Origin of the sequence: Pantoea allii, assembly GCF_002307475.1 — a bacterium.
Classification (GTDB): Bacteria; Pseudomonadota; Gammaproteobacteria; order Enterobacterales; family Enterobacteriaceae; genus Pantoea; species Pantoea allii.
On the sequence record NZ_NTMH01000011.1, the window covers coordinates 1 to 15,848 of the forward strand.

13 protein-coding genes are annotated in these 15,848 nt (G+C 54.2%); all 13 read right to left on the reverse strand.

Annotation, left to right across the window (positions count from 1 at the left end; all coding sequences use genetic code 11):
• Positions 1 to 1,181, reverse strand: a 1,181-nt coding sequence (locus tag CMR03_RS02965) for a type VI secretion system Vgr family protein (RefSeq protein WP_141248548.1), incomplete at its 3' end; no start/stop codon positions are given.
• A gap of 11 nt (positions 1,182 to 1,192) precedes the next feature.
• Positions 1,193 to 2,674: a serine/threonine protein kinase gene (locus tag CMR03_RS02970; protein WP_096010730.1), complete on the reverse strand. Its 1,482-nt coding sequence runs from the start codon at positions 2,672 to 2,674 to the stop codon at positions 1,193 to 1,195.
• Positions 2,675 to 2,703: 29 nt separating this feature from the next.
• On the reverse strand, positions 2,704 to 5,313 hold the full coding sequence (tssH, locus tag CMR03_RS02975; protein WP_063880046.1) for a type VI secretion system ATPase TssH: 2,610 nt from the start codon (positions 5,311 to 5,313) through the stop codon (positions 2,704 to 2,706).
• 53 nt (positions 5,314 to 5,366) lie between these two features.
• A complete protein-coding gene (gene tssG / locus CMR03_RS02980) occupies positions 5,367 to 6,416 on the reverse strand; it encodes a type VI secretion system baseplate subunit TssG (protein ID WP_096010731.1) in 1,050 nt (349 codons plus the stop codon).
• Positions 6,413 to 8,290, reverse strand: coding sequence for a type VI secretion system baseplate subunit TssF (gene tssF, locus CMR03_RS02985; RefSeq protein ID WP_063880048.1), 1,878 nt, complete (start codon positions 8,288 to 8,290; stop codon positions 6,413 to 6,415). Before tssF ends, tssG begins: the two co-directional genes overlap by 4 nt.
• A gap of 2 nt (positions 8,291 to 8,292) precedes the next feature.
• Complete coding sequence (gene tssE / locus CMR03_RS02990) at positions 8,293 to 8,868, reverse strand: type VI secretion system baseplate subunit TssE (protein WP_063880049.1); 576 nt, start codon at positions 8,866 to 8,868, stop codon at positions 8,293 to 8,295.
• Positions 8,858 to 9,685: a type VI secretion system accessory protein TagJ gene (locus tag CMR03_RS02995; RefSeq protein WP_096010732.1), complete on the reverse strand. Its 828-nt coding sequence runs from the start codon at positions 9,683 to 9,685 to the stop codon at positions 8,858 to 8,860. Before CMR03_RS02995 ends, tssE begins: the two co-directional genes overlap by 11 nt.
• A gap of 16 nt (positions 9,686 to 9,701) precedes the next feature.
• The gene (locus tag CMR03_RS03000) at positions 9,702 to 10,739 is read right to left on the reverse strand and encodes a hypothetical protein (RefSeq protein WP_244181325.1); all 1,038 of its coding nucleotides are present in this window, start codon (positions 10,737 to 10,739) and stop codon (positions 9,702 to 9,704) included.
• 10 nt (positions 10,740 to 10,749) lie between these two features.
• Complete coding sequence (locus CMR03_RS03005) at positions 10,750 to 11,541, reverse strand: PP2C family protein-serine/threonine phosphatase (RefSeq protein WP_013026239.1); 792 nt, start codon at positions 11,539 to 11,541, stop codon at positions 10,750 to 10,752.
• Positions 11,538 to 13,439 carry a type VI secretion system-associated FHA domain protein TagH gene (tagH, locus tag CMR03_RS03010; RefSeq protein ID WP_096010734.1) on the reverse strand — a complete coding sequence of 634 codons (1,902 nt, stop codon included), beginning with the start codon at positions 13,437 to 13,439 and terminating at the stop codon, positions 11,538 to 11,540. Before tagH ends, CMR03_RS03005 begins: the two co-directional genes overlap by 4 nt.
• Before the next feature lie 290 nt (positions 13,440 to 13,729).
• Positions 13,730 to 14,284 (reverse strand): hypothetical protein, encoded by a 555-nt coding sequence (locus tag CMR03_RS03015; RefSeq protein ID WP_096010735.1) that lies wholly within the window; start codon positions 14,282 to 14,284, stop codon positions 13,730 to 13,732.
• 10 nt (positions 14,285 to 14,294) lie between these two features.
• On the reverse strand, positions 14,295 to 15,137 hold the full coding sequence (locus tag CMR03_RS03020) for an N-acetylmuramidase domain-containing protein (RefSeq protein ID WP_096010736.1): 843 nt from the start codon (positions 15,135 to 15,137) through the stop codon (positions 14,295 to 14,297).
• 73 nt (positions 15,138 to 15,210) lie between these two features.
• Positions 15,211 to 15,693, reverse strand: a complete 483-nt coding sequence (locus CMR03_RS03025) for an Hcp family type VI secretion system effector (protein WP_096010737.1) — start codon at positions 15,691 to 15,693, stop codon at positions 15,211 to 15,213.
• Positions 15,694 to 15,848: the final 155 nt, after the last annotated feature.

Genomic DNA, 15,848 nt, shown 5'->3' on the forward strand with positions numbered 1-15,848 from the left:
AACTTCACCTTCACCCGGCCGTATTTGTCCGTCCAGATGCTCTCGCCTTTCGGCCCCACCACCTTCGCCGTCTGCGGGCCGTGCGTCTTCGGCCACGGCGTGTCCGGCTTCGCACGGTACGTCACCGCCGCCGGCAGCACCGTGAAGTCGATGTTGTGCCGCGTGGCGCCCACGTCGCCGCTGGCGTAGCTGTTCTCTTCAAAGTCGTAGTGCGCCGACGTCACCAGGTATTTGCCGTTGTCGCTGAAGTGCGGCGCGTTCAGCAGCGAAAAAGTGTACCCCGGCGCGATGCCCGTCGCCGTGCCGCTCCCGCTCACCATGTGGTGCTCCACCTGCCACACCTCCTGGCGGATGCGCGCGTAGTATTCGCCGTGACCGTGCTCCACGAAGCGACCCGGCCAGTCGTACACGTCCACCGAACCCGGGGTCGGCGACACCGGGTTCTGCCGCGCCTGCAGCATCCACGCGTTCGGCTTGCGGAAGTCGTAGTCGTCCGTGCTGTACATCCCCGGCGTCACGCTTTCCGACAGCGCCCACTGGCTCACGCCCTCTTCCGTCACGCTGCCGCCCGACGGCGTCACGTGGTAGGCTATCGTTTCGTAGCCCGGGAACGCCTGATGCTGGTCCGGCGCGTCGCACAGCACCAGCGTGTGCTTGTCCGCCTCGTGACGGAAGAAGTAGTACATCCCCTCCAGCTCCATCAGCCGGCTGATAAAGTCGAAGCTGCTCTCCTGATACTGCACGCAGTATTCCCACACCCGGTAGCTTCCCGCCAGCCGCGTCTCCACGTTTACCCCGTACTCCTTCAGCAGCGTCTGCACAATCTGCGGCACCGTCTGGCTCTGGAAGATGCGCAGGTTGCGGTCGCGCTTCATCGGCCACAGATCCGACTCCACCGTCAGCCCGTACACCGCATAACGCACGCCGCCCAGCTCCTCGCTGCGCACGCCTATCCGGGTGATTTTGCCGTTGATGTAGCGCGGGTTCACCGCGCTCATCAGGCCGTCCGTCGGCAGCGTGAACGTGACCGGCTTGCCCAGCAGCGACTTGCGATCAATGCGCGCGTCGGTGGAGAGCAGTTCCGTCTCCAGCACAAACGACTGGGACAGCGCTTCACTGCCGCTCAGACGGCGGAACAGCAGCCCTTCCGCGGGAAGTTGTACAGTTATACGTGAGGACATAGACATACCTGTTAACTATGGGGATCAAGTAACCAAACGCCTTCCTGATTAATGGTCAACGTTTGTTCGCGTTCGCCACGCTGGCCTGTCACAGAAAACGTGTAATTGCCGGGTGCCAGCTGCAGTGCCGCAAAACCGTTGGCTGCCGGAACAACCGCCTGCGGTTTACCATTCACCTCAACACGCTCGCCAGGCTGGAGCTTAATATAAACCTGCGCCACGGGTTCAGGCGGTGGCGCAACCGGTTCCTGCGGTTTTTCCGGTTCGGCCTGTGCGGTCTGGGTTTGCGCTGGCGTTGCTGCCGGTTGTTCGACCGGAGGCTGAGAGGCCACCGGCGTTGCTGGCGCGGTCTCTGTCTGCGCAACGGTCGCAGGCTCAGCAGCCTCTTTATCGCCACTCGCCATCATCAGACCGACGCAAACCCCCACCAACACGCCCGCCGCGACCAGGCCAGGCAGTGCAAAGCGGTTACGCATCAGTTTTTTCAGCGGCGTAGCAGGTGCAGCCGCTGCCTCATCCTCTTGCTCTTCCTGAACCGGTACCAGCATGGTGCCCGGCCCGCTGTACTTAACTTCAGGCAGCGGTTCAGGTGCTTTTTCTGGCAGCACCATTGAAGCCGCGAAAGCGTCAATGCTCTGCGGACGATCTTCCGGTTTCAGCGCCAGCGCGCGATCAACTGCGGCCAGCAAGGTCTGGCTGTAACCAGCCGGCGCACGTTGCACCAGAGGTTGATAGTTATCTTCAATACTGCGCACCACACTGACGGGCGGCGGTGCGCCAGTGATTAATGTGTGCAGTACAGCGCCCAGGGCGTAAATATCGGTCCACGCGCCCTGCTCGCTTTCATCGTTATCGCTGTATTGTTCTATGGGCGCATAACCCGGACGCAGCATGGTTTCACTTTCATCAGAAAGATTACCGATGGTTTTACGTGCCGAACCAAAGTCCAGTAATACCGGCTCACCGTTGCTCTGGATTTGAATATTATCCAGCGAGATATCACGATGCAGATAGCCCGCATCATGGATCGTCTTGATGGCACCCAACAGCGGTGGCAGCAGGCGACGAATCCAGTTTTCATCAATCAGATGAGGATTTCGTTCACGCATGTTAGACAGCGTCGTGCCACTGTAGAACACCGTGCCCATATAGGCCGTGTCGTTTTGCACCCAAAAGCGCAGAACGTGTAGCAGGTTGGGATGATTAAAACGGGCCAGCAGACGCGCTTCCTGAATAAAGCTGTTCAGGCCCGCATGGAAGGTTTTACTGAAGCGTTCACTTCGCAATACCAGGTTCAGGTCATCGCTGCGCACGGCCAGCGACGCAGGCATAAACTCTTTAATGGCGATATCGCGCTCCAGCTGGTGGTCCCAGGCACGATAGACAATGCCGAAACCGCCGCCACCGATGACATCTTTTATTTCAAATTCATTGAACCGGTAACCAATCGGAAGTGCATTGGGTACATTCTGGTGATTATCATTTTCCGACATATTCGAAAGCTCTCTGATAACAAACGGCTTTAGACAGCAAACTGGCAAACAAACTCGCCCTGATCACAGCTGACCCGCACGCGACGATAACGTTCATCACGGGCATGGGCGCTGAGCAGTATCTGGCTCATCTGCGGCAACAGGGTATTTGTCAGGATGGCATCGACCATGCGACCGCCAGACTCGACTTCCGTACAACGCTGCACGATCTGGCTGACCACCGAATCGTCAATAATGGCTTCAATACCGTGGTTCTCTTCCAGACGACGGACAATGCGCCCTAGTTGCAGCTTAACAATCTCTGCCAGCATCTCATCGCTTAATGGATAGTAAGGCACCACCAGCAAACGGCCTAACAGTGCAGGCGGGAACACCTCAAGTAAGGGTTTACGCAGGGCGGTGCTGAGCGCATCAGGATCGGGCATCAGTTCCGGGTCGGCACAGAGCGCACTGATCAGTTGCGTTCCTACGTTAGAGGTAAGGATGATAATGGTATTGCGGAAATCGATATGGCGGCCTTCACCGTCTTCCATCCAGCCCTTATCGAACACCTGGAAGAACAGCTCATGCACGTCTGGATGCGCTTTCTCAATCTCATCCAGCAACACGACGCTGTAAGGACGACGACGAACGGCCTCCGTCAGCACCCCACCTTCACCATAACCGACATAACCCGGAGGTGCGCCTTTCAGGGTTGAAACGGTGTGCGCTTCCTGGAATTCGCTCATATTGATGGTGATGATGTTTTGCTCACCACCGTAGAGTGACTCAGCCAGCGCCAGCGCGGTCTCGGTTTTCCCCACGCCCGACGGACCACAGAGCATAAAGACACCGACAGGTTTATTGGGATTGTCCAGGCGGGCGCGCGAGGTACGTACGCGTTTGGCAATCAGATCCAGGCCATGCCGCTGACCGATAACGCGCTGGTTCAGCGTGTCCGCCAGGTTAAGCACGGCGTCAATTTCATTTTTCACCATACGGCCCAGCGGGATACCGGTCCAGTCAGAGACCACCGCAGCAACCACGCTGGCGTCAACGGCGGCAAACAGTAACGGCGCTTCACCCTGCACCGCGTGCAGTTTCTGTCGGGTCTCGTCGAGCTGCTCACGCAGGGAGGTTTCCCCTTCCGTGACGCAACGTGCGCGCAGGGCAATCAGCTGTTCGACTAATTCACGCTCCTGCTGCCAGCGCGCGTCCAGCGCATCGCGCTCCGCTTCCAGTGCAGTGCGCTGTGCGGCAATACTGGCCTGACGCGTTTCATCACCCAGCCCCACTTTGGTTTCGCGTTCGGCGATTTCCGCTTCGATTTCCAACGCAGCCAGACGGTGCAGGCAATCTTCCAGCGCGGCAGGCTGTGCCCCCTGGCTGACGGCAACGCGCGCACAGGCGGTATCCAGTAACGCTACGGCTTTATCCGGTAGCTGGCGAGCGGGAATATAACGGTGAGACAGCTTCACGGCGGCGCTCACCGCCTCATCCAGCAACAGTATCTTATGGTGTTTTTCCAGCGCGCTGACGGTGCTGCGCAGCATCAGGATCGCTTTCGCTTCATCCGGCTCCTGCACCTGCACGGTCTGAAAACGTCGGGTCAGCGCCGGATCTTTTTCGATGTATTTTTTGTATTCTGCCCAGGTCGTCGCGCCGATGGTGCGCAACTGGCCACGTGCCAGCGCCGGTTTTAACAGGTTGGCGGCATCGCCTGTGCCCTGCTGACCACCTGCCCCGACCAACGTGTGAATTTCATCGATAAACAACACAATCGGCGTCGGGCTGGACTGCACTTCATTAATCAGGGCCTGTAAACGCGCTTCGAACTCGCCTTTCATTCCGGCACCGGCCTGCAACATACCAATATCCAGCAGCCACAACTGTACGTCGCGCAGCGGTGCAGGGACATCGCCGGCGGCAATGCGCAGCGCCAGGCCTTCCACCACCGCCGTTTTACCAACACCGGCTTCGCCAGTCAGCAAGGGGTTGTTCTGGCGACGGCGCATCAGGATATCCACCATCTGGCGGATCTCTTCATCGCGGCCCGCGACCGGATCGATTTTTCCGTCACGCGCACGGGCGGTCAGGTCTTGCGCATACTGCGCTAAGGTGCTGTCGCCCGCCGCAGGGGGCGCGGCGGCCTCACCGGCTGGCTGCACCAGCGCCTGCTGAACTTCCTTGCTGTTAGCCAGCAAGGTATCAAACTGCTCCAGCAAGGCATCGGCATTCACGCGTGAAAACTGCGCTGAAATGCCCTTCAGAACGCTGGCAAGCGTAAAGGTTTTTAACATTCCAATCAGCAGATGACCGCCACGAATGCGGGTGGCACCGTACTTCAGTGAGGCATAAACCCAGGCGCGCTCAACGGCGCTATCGATGTGTTCTGCGAGATCGGATACTGCCCCAGCGCCGCGCGGCAGGCGGTCCAGTGCAGCGACGATATCCCGCGTCAGCGCGTTTTCATCCAGTGAAAAATGCTTAATCACCTGCTGAAGATCGCCATCCTGCTGCTGCATAAGCTGATGCAGCCAGTGCACCAACTCGACGTAGGGATTGCCACGCAGTTTACAAAAGGCGGTCGCACTCTCAAGCGAGGTAAATAACAGCGTATCCAGTTTGCCGAATAGCACGGCACGGCTGATCTCTGACATATCGGTTCTCTTTATTGAAAGAAGCGGGCTAACTATCGGGGAAAGCGGTTGGGCTATGACGGCATCGCCTCAACCTCAAAGGCAAAATCTTCACGATCAACGGGCTGCGGTTGCTGTCCAAGCCAACTGGTGTAGCCCAGCCGGGCCGTACCGCCAAGGGTGATTCCCTTAACGGCTTCGGCCGCCAGAATCAGGCTGAGATCCCACTGCATCTCAATGCCCAGATAGTGACGTACCCAGTCACACACTTCTCGCGAGCCCTGTGCGTGGGGTAAAAAGCGTTCATATTGCTCGGCGCTGAGTGGGCCGATACGCAGACGAAAACGATGTTGCACATCACGCACAGCCACACCGAGAAAGGCAGATTCGCCAAGGCGCGGCATATGGCGTCCGGCAGACAGCCGGGCCTGATCGCGGCTGTCCAGTGATAACCACTGCGGCACGTTCTGTTGCAGCATAACCGGCACGGCAAAGTAATGACGCAGAATGCGAACCAGTCCTTCCGCATCGTGACCATGGCGACTGAGATGGCCTGACAGCATAAGACGGGCATGCAAACTCAGCGAACTGGCCTGCTGCTGAGCAGGTAAACCAATGCCCGCCACGCAGGCCAGATAATCCTGGAAGCGGCGATCGTCGCGGCGATCCAGAGAACTGGTGGGCTGTGAATTCGCCCAGGCCCGGTAAAACAGTAGCGTGGCACGATGGTGAAACAGATCGGCGAAGGCGCTCAGGCTGTGATCCTGATGGTGATCGATGCGTCCGCGTACATATTCCGTCAGGTGCGTGGGCAAAGGGCCGTTAGGACCAAACAACCCAAAGCTGTAAATGGAGACGTCGTAGCGTTCGTCCTGCTCACGGGCTTTAACCTGTGACACAGTCGACGGTGCAAAGGCCAGGGATGGCTTTTGTCCAATACGCACGGCTTCAAATTTGGGCAGTGGCGCTTTACCTAAGGCATAACGCTGCCCACTCTGAGCATCCAGCTTGCGTAACAGCTGAAACAGGTCATAGCGCCAGGGCGCGGCCATGACCGCCTGCCAAAAGCCATCAGGCAGGCGAACGGCCCGCTGTAAAGGAATAACGTGCGCCGTCTCACTCATAGCAGGGCCTTTTTACCCATGCGCGGTGGCCAGTAGCCCACTTCGCCGCGCTGTTGGCTGCTCAGGGTGAATTCGGTAAAGCTGTTTAGCGCGACAAGGCGAGAAAAGACCCGCTCCAGCACGCTGCCAAACAGCCACGGGCTGGCACCTGAAAACGCCTGCTCATCGACTTCAAGCGCAATACTGACGCCGCGCGCAAACACCACCGGCCCCGGTTCAGGCACCCGGCGGTGAACGGCTTTGAGGTTGCAGTGACGTATACCGTCAATCTGCCGGGTTAACGGCGTTTCCGCCAGGCTGGCATATAAACTCAGCATCTGGCGCAGTGCAGCCGCGCCTTCGCCATCACTGCTGTCCATCAGGCTCAGATAGTTCATCTGCAGGTGGCTAACCAGTCGCCATGCTGACAGCCCTTCGGCCAGCGCCGGGCGCGGCGGTGTCGGGCCTTTGCACAATTTAAGCTGCCCGACCGGGATGGAGTCCGGCATAACAAAGTTTCCCTGCTCCTGCTGCAACAGCATCAACGGCAGATCACGGCTGGTACACATGACTTCAGCCGACAAATAGCGGATGTCACTGTTCCATGGCGTATGGTTTTGATCGACCAACGAGAGAAACACTTCAGAACCGATATAGCCTGTGCGAGTGCCATAACGCATGGCGTGCTCAGATAATGTGCGCTGCTCACGACGCAGTGAGAAGTAAGCGCCATAATCTCCGCCATCATGGCTGAACGTGCTCCAGAATGGCCGGAAGATCTGCTCCTCGCGCTGCCCTTCCACTGAGGCAAATAAGCGCTTCACCGAATGTATCTCGTAGTCCAGCGGGCGAATGTTATCGACCACCAGATGGTATTCATGCTGGCTGTCACTGACCTTAAGCCGTTCGGCCGTTTTGGGGAACAGGTTAATGACCGGTGTGCAGTGCAGGGCAAGGTGCGCGCTGTCTACCACGCTTTCCAGTGCCGCATCGGCTTTATCCAGCAAGATGACGATATCGAAAGACTGTGTGGTGTCGCAGCGGCGCAGGAAAGGCGCCAGCTGGCGCAGACTGACAAACTGGAAACGAGCCGGAAAGGCGAAATATTCCTGCAACAGGCGATAACCGTCGAAATTGCGCAGATCGTCCGGTAACAATGCCTGTTCGGGTGCGAAGCCTTCCTGTTGCAGGGCATCATCGGGCAAAAACTGACGTTGCGGTTTTGCTTCCACGGACTGCAGGATGATGCCAACACGGTGCTGCATCAGCAGCTCCATCAGTTTCAGCGCCTGAATATCGGGTCCGCTCAGGAAGAACATGATGTCATCCAGGCTCATCTGGCTCAGCGAGGAAATGCCTTCGCAGGTGATGCGGATACGGAGTGCGCTGGAAGCTGCTGTCGATCCGACCGCTTTCAGTTCGCCTAAAGGGATGTCTGCCGGCACGCCGCCTAACGACACATCGCTGATACGCAGGGGCTGGAGCATGACATCGTGTGCGGTGGTGTAGCTACAGGTAACCCCGGTTTTTTTCAGGTTCTGGCTTTCCATCATCGTGCCGCGCGGCACTAAGAAACCGTTGCTGATATCACCTTTACGGCTGTCCGGTGTGAGCTGTGCTATCGCCATTGAGGGTGTCGGTGAAAGATAGCCCGGTGCCACCATTTCCAGCATCCGCTGGGAAAACCGTGGAAACTCGGCATCCATCTTTAACTGCACGCGCGACGTCAGAAAGGCAAAGCCTTCCATCAACCTTTCGACATAAGGATCGGCAACGTCAATACCGCGCATGCCAAGCCGCCCGGCGACCTTGGGATACTGGGCAGCAAACTCCGCGCCCATCTCGCGCAGATAGGCCAGTTCACGGTTGTAGTAATCGAGCAGCTTGCTGTCCATGATTAACCTGCATCCTGTAGTTCAAAATGGCCGCTCTCTAAATCAACCTGAGTGCGGAACAGAAACTCCAGCGGGTACGGCACGCACCATAACCGGCCTTTAATCTCAATCGATAACACGTTGTGCAGACTCAGGGAGGTCAGGTCGCTTACACAGCGGACCTGCAAGCCCTGGGGTAAAATACGTGGCTCAAAATGCAGAATGGCATCGGTCATTTTGCGTTGCATATCCTGCCATTCAATATCCGAAATATTTTGTCCCGCCAGCGGCGCCACGCCAAAGTTCAGGACAGAACGCTGTACCTCAGTCAAACCGGTGAGATCGTGCTGCGCCTCGTTATTAATGGTGTTGAATAACCACTGGAGATCGCGCAGAACATTACGCCGCAGCGTACTGTGAGTAATAATGGAACTGTTGCCGGACTCGTTGGTTTTGTCTGGCGCGTCATCCGTCAGTCGATCCAGCAAGGAGGACTGAAGTTTGTCGCGCGCCGTTAGCGTGTCGCGATTTTTGCGCGCACGATAACCGCCATGCAGCTGCGAATAGCCGTCTCCGGACGAATTGTCATTACGACTCATGAGCTAACTCAGTTTCGTTGAAAATAAGCTGTTGCAGTGTCAGTACAGGATAGTCAGCGTCATCACTGAGCCACATCTTTTGCCCGTGTCCGATAAACTGACCGTCTTCGCTGTCTGAAGCCTGCCACTCGGTGACGCTGGCGCGCAGGAAACGTTCGTCTGCCTTGTCCTGTAAAGGATAACGTACCGGAATCTGGCAGATCTGTTCACTGCCATCCACCAGCTGCAGTCGGGTGTGACGCCAGACCAGATCCGTGACGCTCGCCGGTGCCTGAAACTCCATTTCACGAATGGCAGCGAACGGAATCCAGTAATAACGTCCATTAGCGATGGCTTCACAGACCGGTCCAAAGCGGCTGTCACCGTCCATTATCCAGGCAAACTGGCTTTCCCCTTCCTGAGTCGTGGCGGTGCCGGCACTGGCCTCTGCACTTTCCAGCGCCTGAGCACGCAGTGCCGTACCGGCGGCCTTGTCGCCTGCAATGTCTGCTTTCAGCGCGGCCAGTAAGACTTCGCACCACGGCCAGGCGCTGCCCGGCAGTTGCGGCTCAGCGTCACCGCGTAAAACCGCTGCACGTAGCTGTTCGCCCTCGATGGCCTGTTGTAGCAGGGTCACGGTCGGCTGTGCCTGCGGCAGCATGGCCAGCCAGGATTTTAACTGCGTCTGTGCCCGGCTCCAGTTACCGGCAAGGCACAGCAGCTGTACAAAAGCCGCGCGTAAATCGACATCCGCGGGATTGGCCTGAATTTGCGCAGTGATGCTGGAGAGGTTTTCAGCCAGAGAAGCGCTAGCCAGTCGCTGTTGTAATGAGTCCATTCAAACTCCTTATGCCTTAGTTGATGGTGCGATAGACGGCTGCGGCCGGATCTTTAAGTTCCGGATGCAGTTTTTCCACCAACTGCACTTTGATTGATGCAGGGCTGCTTAACCAGGGTGACCAGATTTTACGGACTTCCTGCAGGCGGGCACGCAAGGCGTTTTCGTCTGCGGCTTCACTGGCGGGCATCTCAACGACAACCTGATTTACCGCCTGCCAACCATTGAACTGTTGATTGAACGGCAACACCAACCAGCTGTCCGGTGATTTTTCATCACTGAGGACCATGCGCTCACTGTTGACGGTGGTGATGGTCAGCTCATCAACCGGCTGCTTATTATTCAGGCCCGACACCGGGAAACCCTGAAGAAAACTCACAGAAACCGATTTAGACGCGTCCTTACCCATTTGCGTTAGCGTGCTGTGTCCGCTTAACCAGCCATCTTTACCACAGGTTACGCCCTGCTTAGCGGGAACAAAGAGCGCACTGGACTGAGCGGGCTGATACCACCAGGTGCGGAAATGGCAACCATCCAGCAAGCTGAACTGAAGCCATGGCGTTGTATCTGCCGCCGGCGAGTTCAGTACCACTGGGGTGGCAGGTGCGGTCTGGGTGACGGGCTGCTGCACGGGCGCCTGCTGTACGGGCGGCTGCTGTACGGGCGGCTGCTGCGCAGACTGAACCGGTTGCACCGCGGCTGGCGGCGTGACCACAGGTTTCCACTGTTGGTTTTTTGCCGCCGTACCCGCAGACAGCGCGCCGCCGTCAGTATCGGTTAATTGCCAGTGCAACTGCTGTAACGGTTTACATTGTGACGCCATTAACCCGGCGACACGCGGCAGAAAATCATTCAGCACCGACGCCTCTTTGTCACCGTGCGTCACAATGCGCAGATTGACCGTGCTCTTACACCAGCTCGAAAGCTGGTTATCTTTTACATCATCAATCCAGACATCCAGTTTCTGAGTTGGCGACTGCACAATGCGATAGTTCTCTGCAAAGGCATGTGTACTCAACAGCAATGCAGTCAGGCCCACTAATCCATATTTCATGTTGGCGTTCTCAATCTCGAAGAGGGAAAAACTGCGCCGCATCAGACAGCGAGTGCAATAAGGTGGTGTCTTCTGGTGAACCTACCCACACAGCCATAGCGCTGAAGTTGTCCTGCTGACCACCCTGCGGTTGGCTGTTTTTGATAATTTGTTGCATCAGGGTCAGCCACTCTTCTGGCGTATTCACCATATGCAATGACTGCTGCATTTGTTCGAGCGTGACGCCATGCCAGAAACCATCCGTGCACAGCAAGAAAGCATCCCCGTCTTCAATAGGCACCACATCGCTGTAGCTGGCATCCCGCTGTTCATCGCCCATGCCTAACGCAAAATAGAGCAGGTTACTGTTAATGCCTTCCGTCTGGTGCCCGGCATCTTTCATTTGCTGGATCAGGCTGTGGTCGGTGGTGACGTGATAGAGATAGCCCCGACGAAACAGGTACAGGCGACTGTCACCTGCATGCGCCCAGTAAGCCAGTTCATAGTCTCTGTCGATAAACAAACTGACCAGCGTTGTCCCCATCCGGCTGTGCTGACTGTTTGCTTTTTGCTGTTGCCGAATCGCGCCATTGGCATAATTCACGTAATCGCGGATGGTTTGCGCATCCAGATGCGCATTCCCATCGAAGGCTTCCATCAGGCTACTGCGTGCAATTTTTGCTGCCACATCACCGCCCGGAAACCCTGCTACACCATCACACACCACAAAGCAGGCTGAACGTTCACCGATGCTCTCACCGGTTTGATCCTGATTGCTGGCGCGATCGCCCTGATTCGACGTGGAAGCAGTAGAGATATTCATGCGTCATCCGTGTGGGTTTGTGAGTCTTTATACTGATTTACTTCCATGTCGTACGCGTGCAAGAAGGCTTCGCCAAACAAGGTATGGAAGTCATCTTCAATTTCACCGGCGGTTTCGCCATAGCGCTGGACAAAATGCTCCCACAACGCGGCTTTACGGCTACCCGGCAGACCAAGGCGCGACACAGAACCCGCCTGGCGTGCTTCGTCTTCAAGTTGATCGGGATTGAAGGATTGCAGCATGGAAGCAATGATGGCGCGAATACCGGCAATCATGCCTAACTGATGCGCCTGCAGATCGATCAGCGCGTCACGCACAGCCTGACGTGGTGGCATAAAGCCAGGCATACGGCTACCAAACATCTGCATCAGGACCGTCTTACCCGACGGCAGGAGCTTGAACGGGTTGTTGGCATCATCCAGGATCACGGTCATGTCGGCTTTCACACCGCGCTTTAAAATTGACCGTGAAGAAAGCAGTGCCACCGTTCCCTGCGAGAACATGCTGAGCATCTGGCCGAACTGCCGCATCTGCTCACGGTCGAACTGCGGCGTCGGTTGCAGGTCCTGTAAACCCATACCTTCCAGTAACGCATCCAGCAACTCACCTTTTAAGGCATCGCCACTGCTGCTGGTACTGCTCTGCTCTGCCCCACCGCTATTGTTGTGAGAGGCAACCGGATCGATACGCAACCGCCCTTTTGGCGTCGGTGAAGGCGTGCGCTGCACCGCCTGCGGTGTGGGTAAGGTAATGCCGCCATAATCAATCGGACTCTGTGCACCTTCAGGCTGGACAGGCTCCGGTTGAGGATCGAAAGCGGGATCGTGAGTGACCTGCGTTTCCGTGTGATCAAACAATGGCGAACTGCTTAAATCGGCCAACTCAACCGGTGCCGTATCAAGGATATCTGGCATCGGCTGGTGATTTTCTTTCTGCTGTAATGGCGACGCTTGATGGGGCTCTTTCTGCTGCAAGGGTGCAGACTGATGGCTCTCTTTCTGCTGCAAGGGCGCAGCCTCAGGTGAAGAAAGCACCACATCAGGCTGGGCCAGCGGCACCGCACCGCTCATCATTAATCCCAGGGGATCGTCATGATGGCGCGGGTCCGGCGTGGCCTGGCTGCCAAACAGATTTAACGGGTCCACGTCGGTGGACATTTCCTCTATTTTTGGCTGCCCTTGCGCGTTTTGTTTTGCCGACAAGGTACTGGGTGTGCGGTCATCAAAAATGCTTTCCTGAGCAAACAGCGCATCTTCTTCATCAAACAGGCTGCTTGTTTTAGGTTGCTGACCGATATCCAGGGGTTTATCGCTGATCAACTGCGCCAGCGGATCTTCGGGATTACGGTTCGCAGCAGTAGAAGTTAATGGATTCGCTTCAGGCATTTCTGGCGCCGGGCTTTTACGCTTCGATAAGTCGTCAGAAATCGAAAACTCTTTGGCAAGGCTGTCCCAGATCTCGCTTGGAATCGCTGCCGTACTGGCAGCGGTCGGGGCGGCCGAAGCCTGAACAGGGGCCGCATTGGGCACAGCCTGCGGCTTTGGCGCTGCCGCTAACGGTGGCTGTTGCGGTTGCTGCTCGCCATTGAGATCGTTTACCAGCAGGCGATAGTCGTCAATGCCGAGAACGTCCCCATCCTGCAACTCCACCTGGCGTCCCCGTTCAAGCGGGATGTCATTCAGCAGCACGCGCGTGACATTGCCACGGTTAGTCAGGCGGCATTCACCCTCAGCAGTGATGTGCACGATAGCCTGCAGGCGGGAAATAGTGCGGTCGTCGTCAGGCAGTACCAGATTATTATCCACGCCTCGACCAATTGTGCCGCCGGGAGGAAGAAAATCAAAACTTGTATGCGGCGGTTCATGGCCGGGTTTAGCGGTTATTATCGTAAAGCGCATCACGGATTCCTGCGGTTAGCTGTTCGACATCTATATCGCGCGTCTCTCGGGGAGAAAGGCGGGATATAGGTGTAAAGGAAGGTTACTTAAAAAATAAGATTTAAAGCTCAGCTAAAAATGAAAAAATGAAAAAATGAAAAAATGAAAAAATGAAAAAAATATTTTAATTGAACTTAGTTAATCCTGTAAGATCAATAAATTTTTTAACAACCACCAGATTTAACATCATGAAATAACACGACCAACGAAAGCCGATGGTATTTATACATGATACCATCGGCTTATTTTTATTACTTAGATTTCAAATAAAGCGTTTTCAACTCTTTGATATCTTTAGCTCCAGACGCACCAATTTTTTCCGTAAGTCCCTGATCAAGGGTAATATCACCACTTTTGTTATCAACTGAAAAAATAATTGATTCATCAGACGAAGCATTTGGAGAAGAAGCTTCATAAATCACAGCAATTTTTGTCGAAGTGTCATTATCTTTAGAGATGATACCAACCGACTTGGTTGAAGCACAGGTCTCGGCTTCCCAATTGTCAAAACCTATAGTAGGGATAACTTCACTTATGAGTGGTTCTTTCTTTGACCACCCGATAAAACACACATTATTATCCTGAGCGTTAAATCCATGACCAGAAATAAAACTACCAATTGTTTTATTATCGCTAATCAAAGCAAAACTTTGTCCATCAACCGGGGAACCACCGCTTATCATTTTATCGGTAGACTTTTTAAACAAATCCTTCTGAAATACTGCACTTTTTATTGGATGGAGATATGTTTTTGCAACCGCATTGCATGATGCCAGCATTGTTAAGACAATCAGTAAATAACGCATAATTTCTCCATCAACCTTTTAAAGCAATCTGATAATTATTAGCCAGTTTATTATCATAGTCGTTTTGTCTGTACTTAGGGCCATTATAGGTTCTGGCGAATGTGCTCCATTGCTTGTTTTGAAGAGCAGGAAGTAAATTCGGGGTGTTTTTGATGAAATTAACGAAGGCGTCTAATTGCCCCTGAACTGTTTCCATTGATTTTACAAAATCGTTAACACTTCCAAAGCCTGCAGCACGATAATTCTCGCCCATAATCTGAAAAGCACCCCAAGATGCAGATTGTAATGCAGCATTCTTATCAAGCGCTATTGCTTTGTTAAGCTTGCCATATTGAGCGCTAAATTTACCGTAACCACCAGAGTTTTTGTTAGAAATTTCAGGGTCACTATCATACTTACCATTAGTTAAGCGATGGAAATAATGTCTTTCGTATAGTATTGTCGGGCGTCCGTTTTCATCAAAAGCGCCACGAGGTGTCTCAGTCAAAACGACAGATTTTATAGCAGCTATTTCACATCCAAGCTCTTTTGCAGCCTGTGTTAATTGTTCATTACTAAATACTACAGCGCGAGTGGAGCGGTTCGTATTTGTGTGAAATGAAGAATGGACGATAAGATTACGCATAGTTATTCCATTAGGAGAAATAATCCCATCCGGATCTTTCATATGCACAACTTTATCCTGAAATTCTTTTATTCTATTAATTGTACCGGGGCCAATAATGCCATCAACATTCAACTTATTTGAAGGCGTCGTTACAACACTGTTTTTGTTCAATAATGTTTGAATAGTAACGACGTCAGCATAGAGATTCCTTTGTCCAATCCCAACAGCTGCACTGATCCTTGCCATATGCGAGCCTCATTTCCGAAAGAGTGATTAGAAGGAGCAGTAAAGGCCTCTTTTAAAAGAGGCCTTATCTATATTACGCTTCTTTATTTTCTTTAATGTTCCAGCCAGCGCTACTTTCAGCACCTTTACCGCCAGCAGAAGTCTGCTCCCAGTATTGCTGTTTCACTTTAGATGCCTGGAAAGCATAAGTCACACCCACGGTGTCGCCATTATCAGCACCGGTATACTGTACTGAGGTTACCAGGACATCATCTAGTGTGATACGCGTATACTCAACTTGCTGACCACCTGCTTTACAAACAGATAATTCAACTTTGGTGAGGTGCTTACCGCTTGCGCAATGCTTCAGGATTGCTGTGGTTGATTTGTCAACAAGCGCATTAACATGCAGGTCGTTGAAATTGACTTTACCTGCACCACCACCTCCGCCAACACTCATATTGCCGGGCTGAGACGCTCCCCATGAAAAGGAAGTGATATCAGTCCAGCCAGAGTGGTTTGAATCTTTTGATTCACCGGTAACACCTTCTACTTTCATGAACATATCAATAGCCATAATATTTACTCTTCGTTATGGAAAAAGTTGTCGCTTTCGAAAAAGCATCTATATGGCAAAGAGAAAAGCATGGGGCTGAATAAAACAGTCCATATTTTACTTTTGCCTCGACTTCGGGTGTTGCTACAGGCATCCCGAAAGATCCCACCACAATT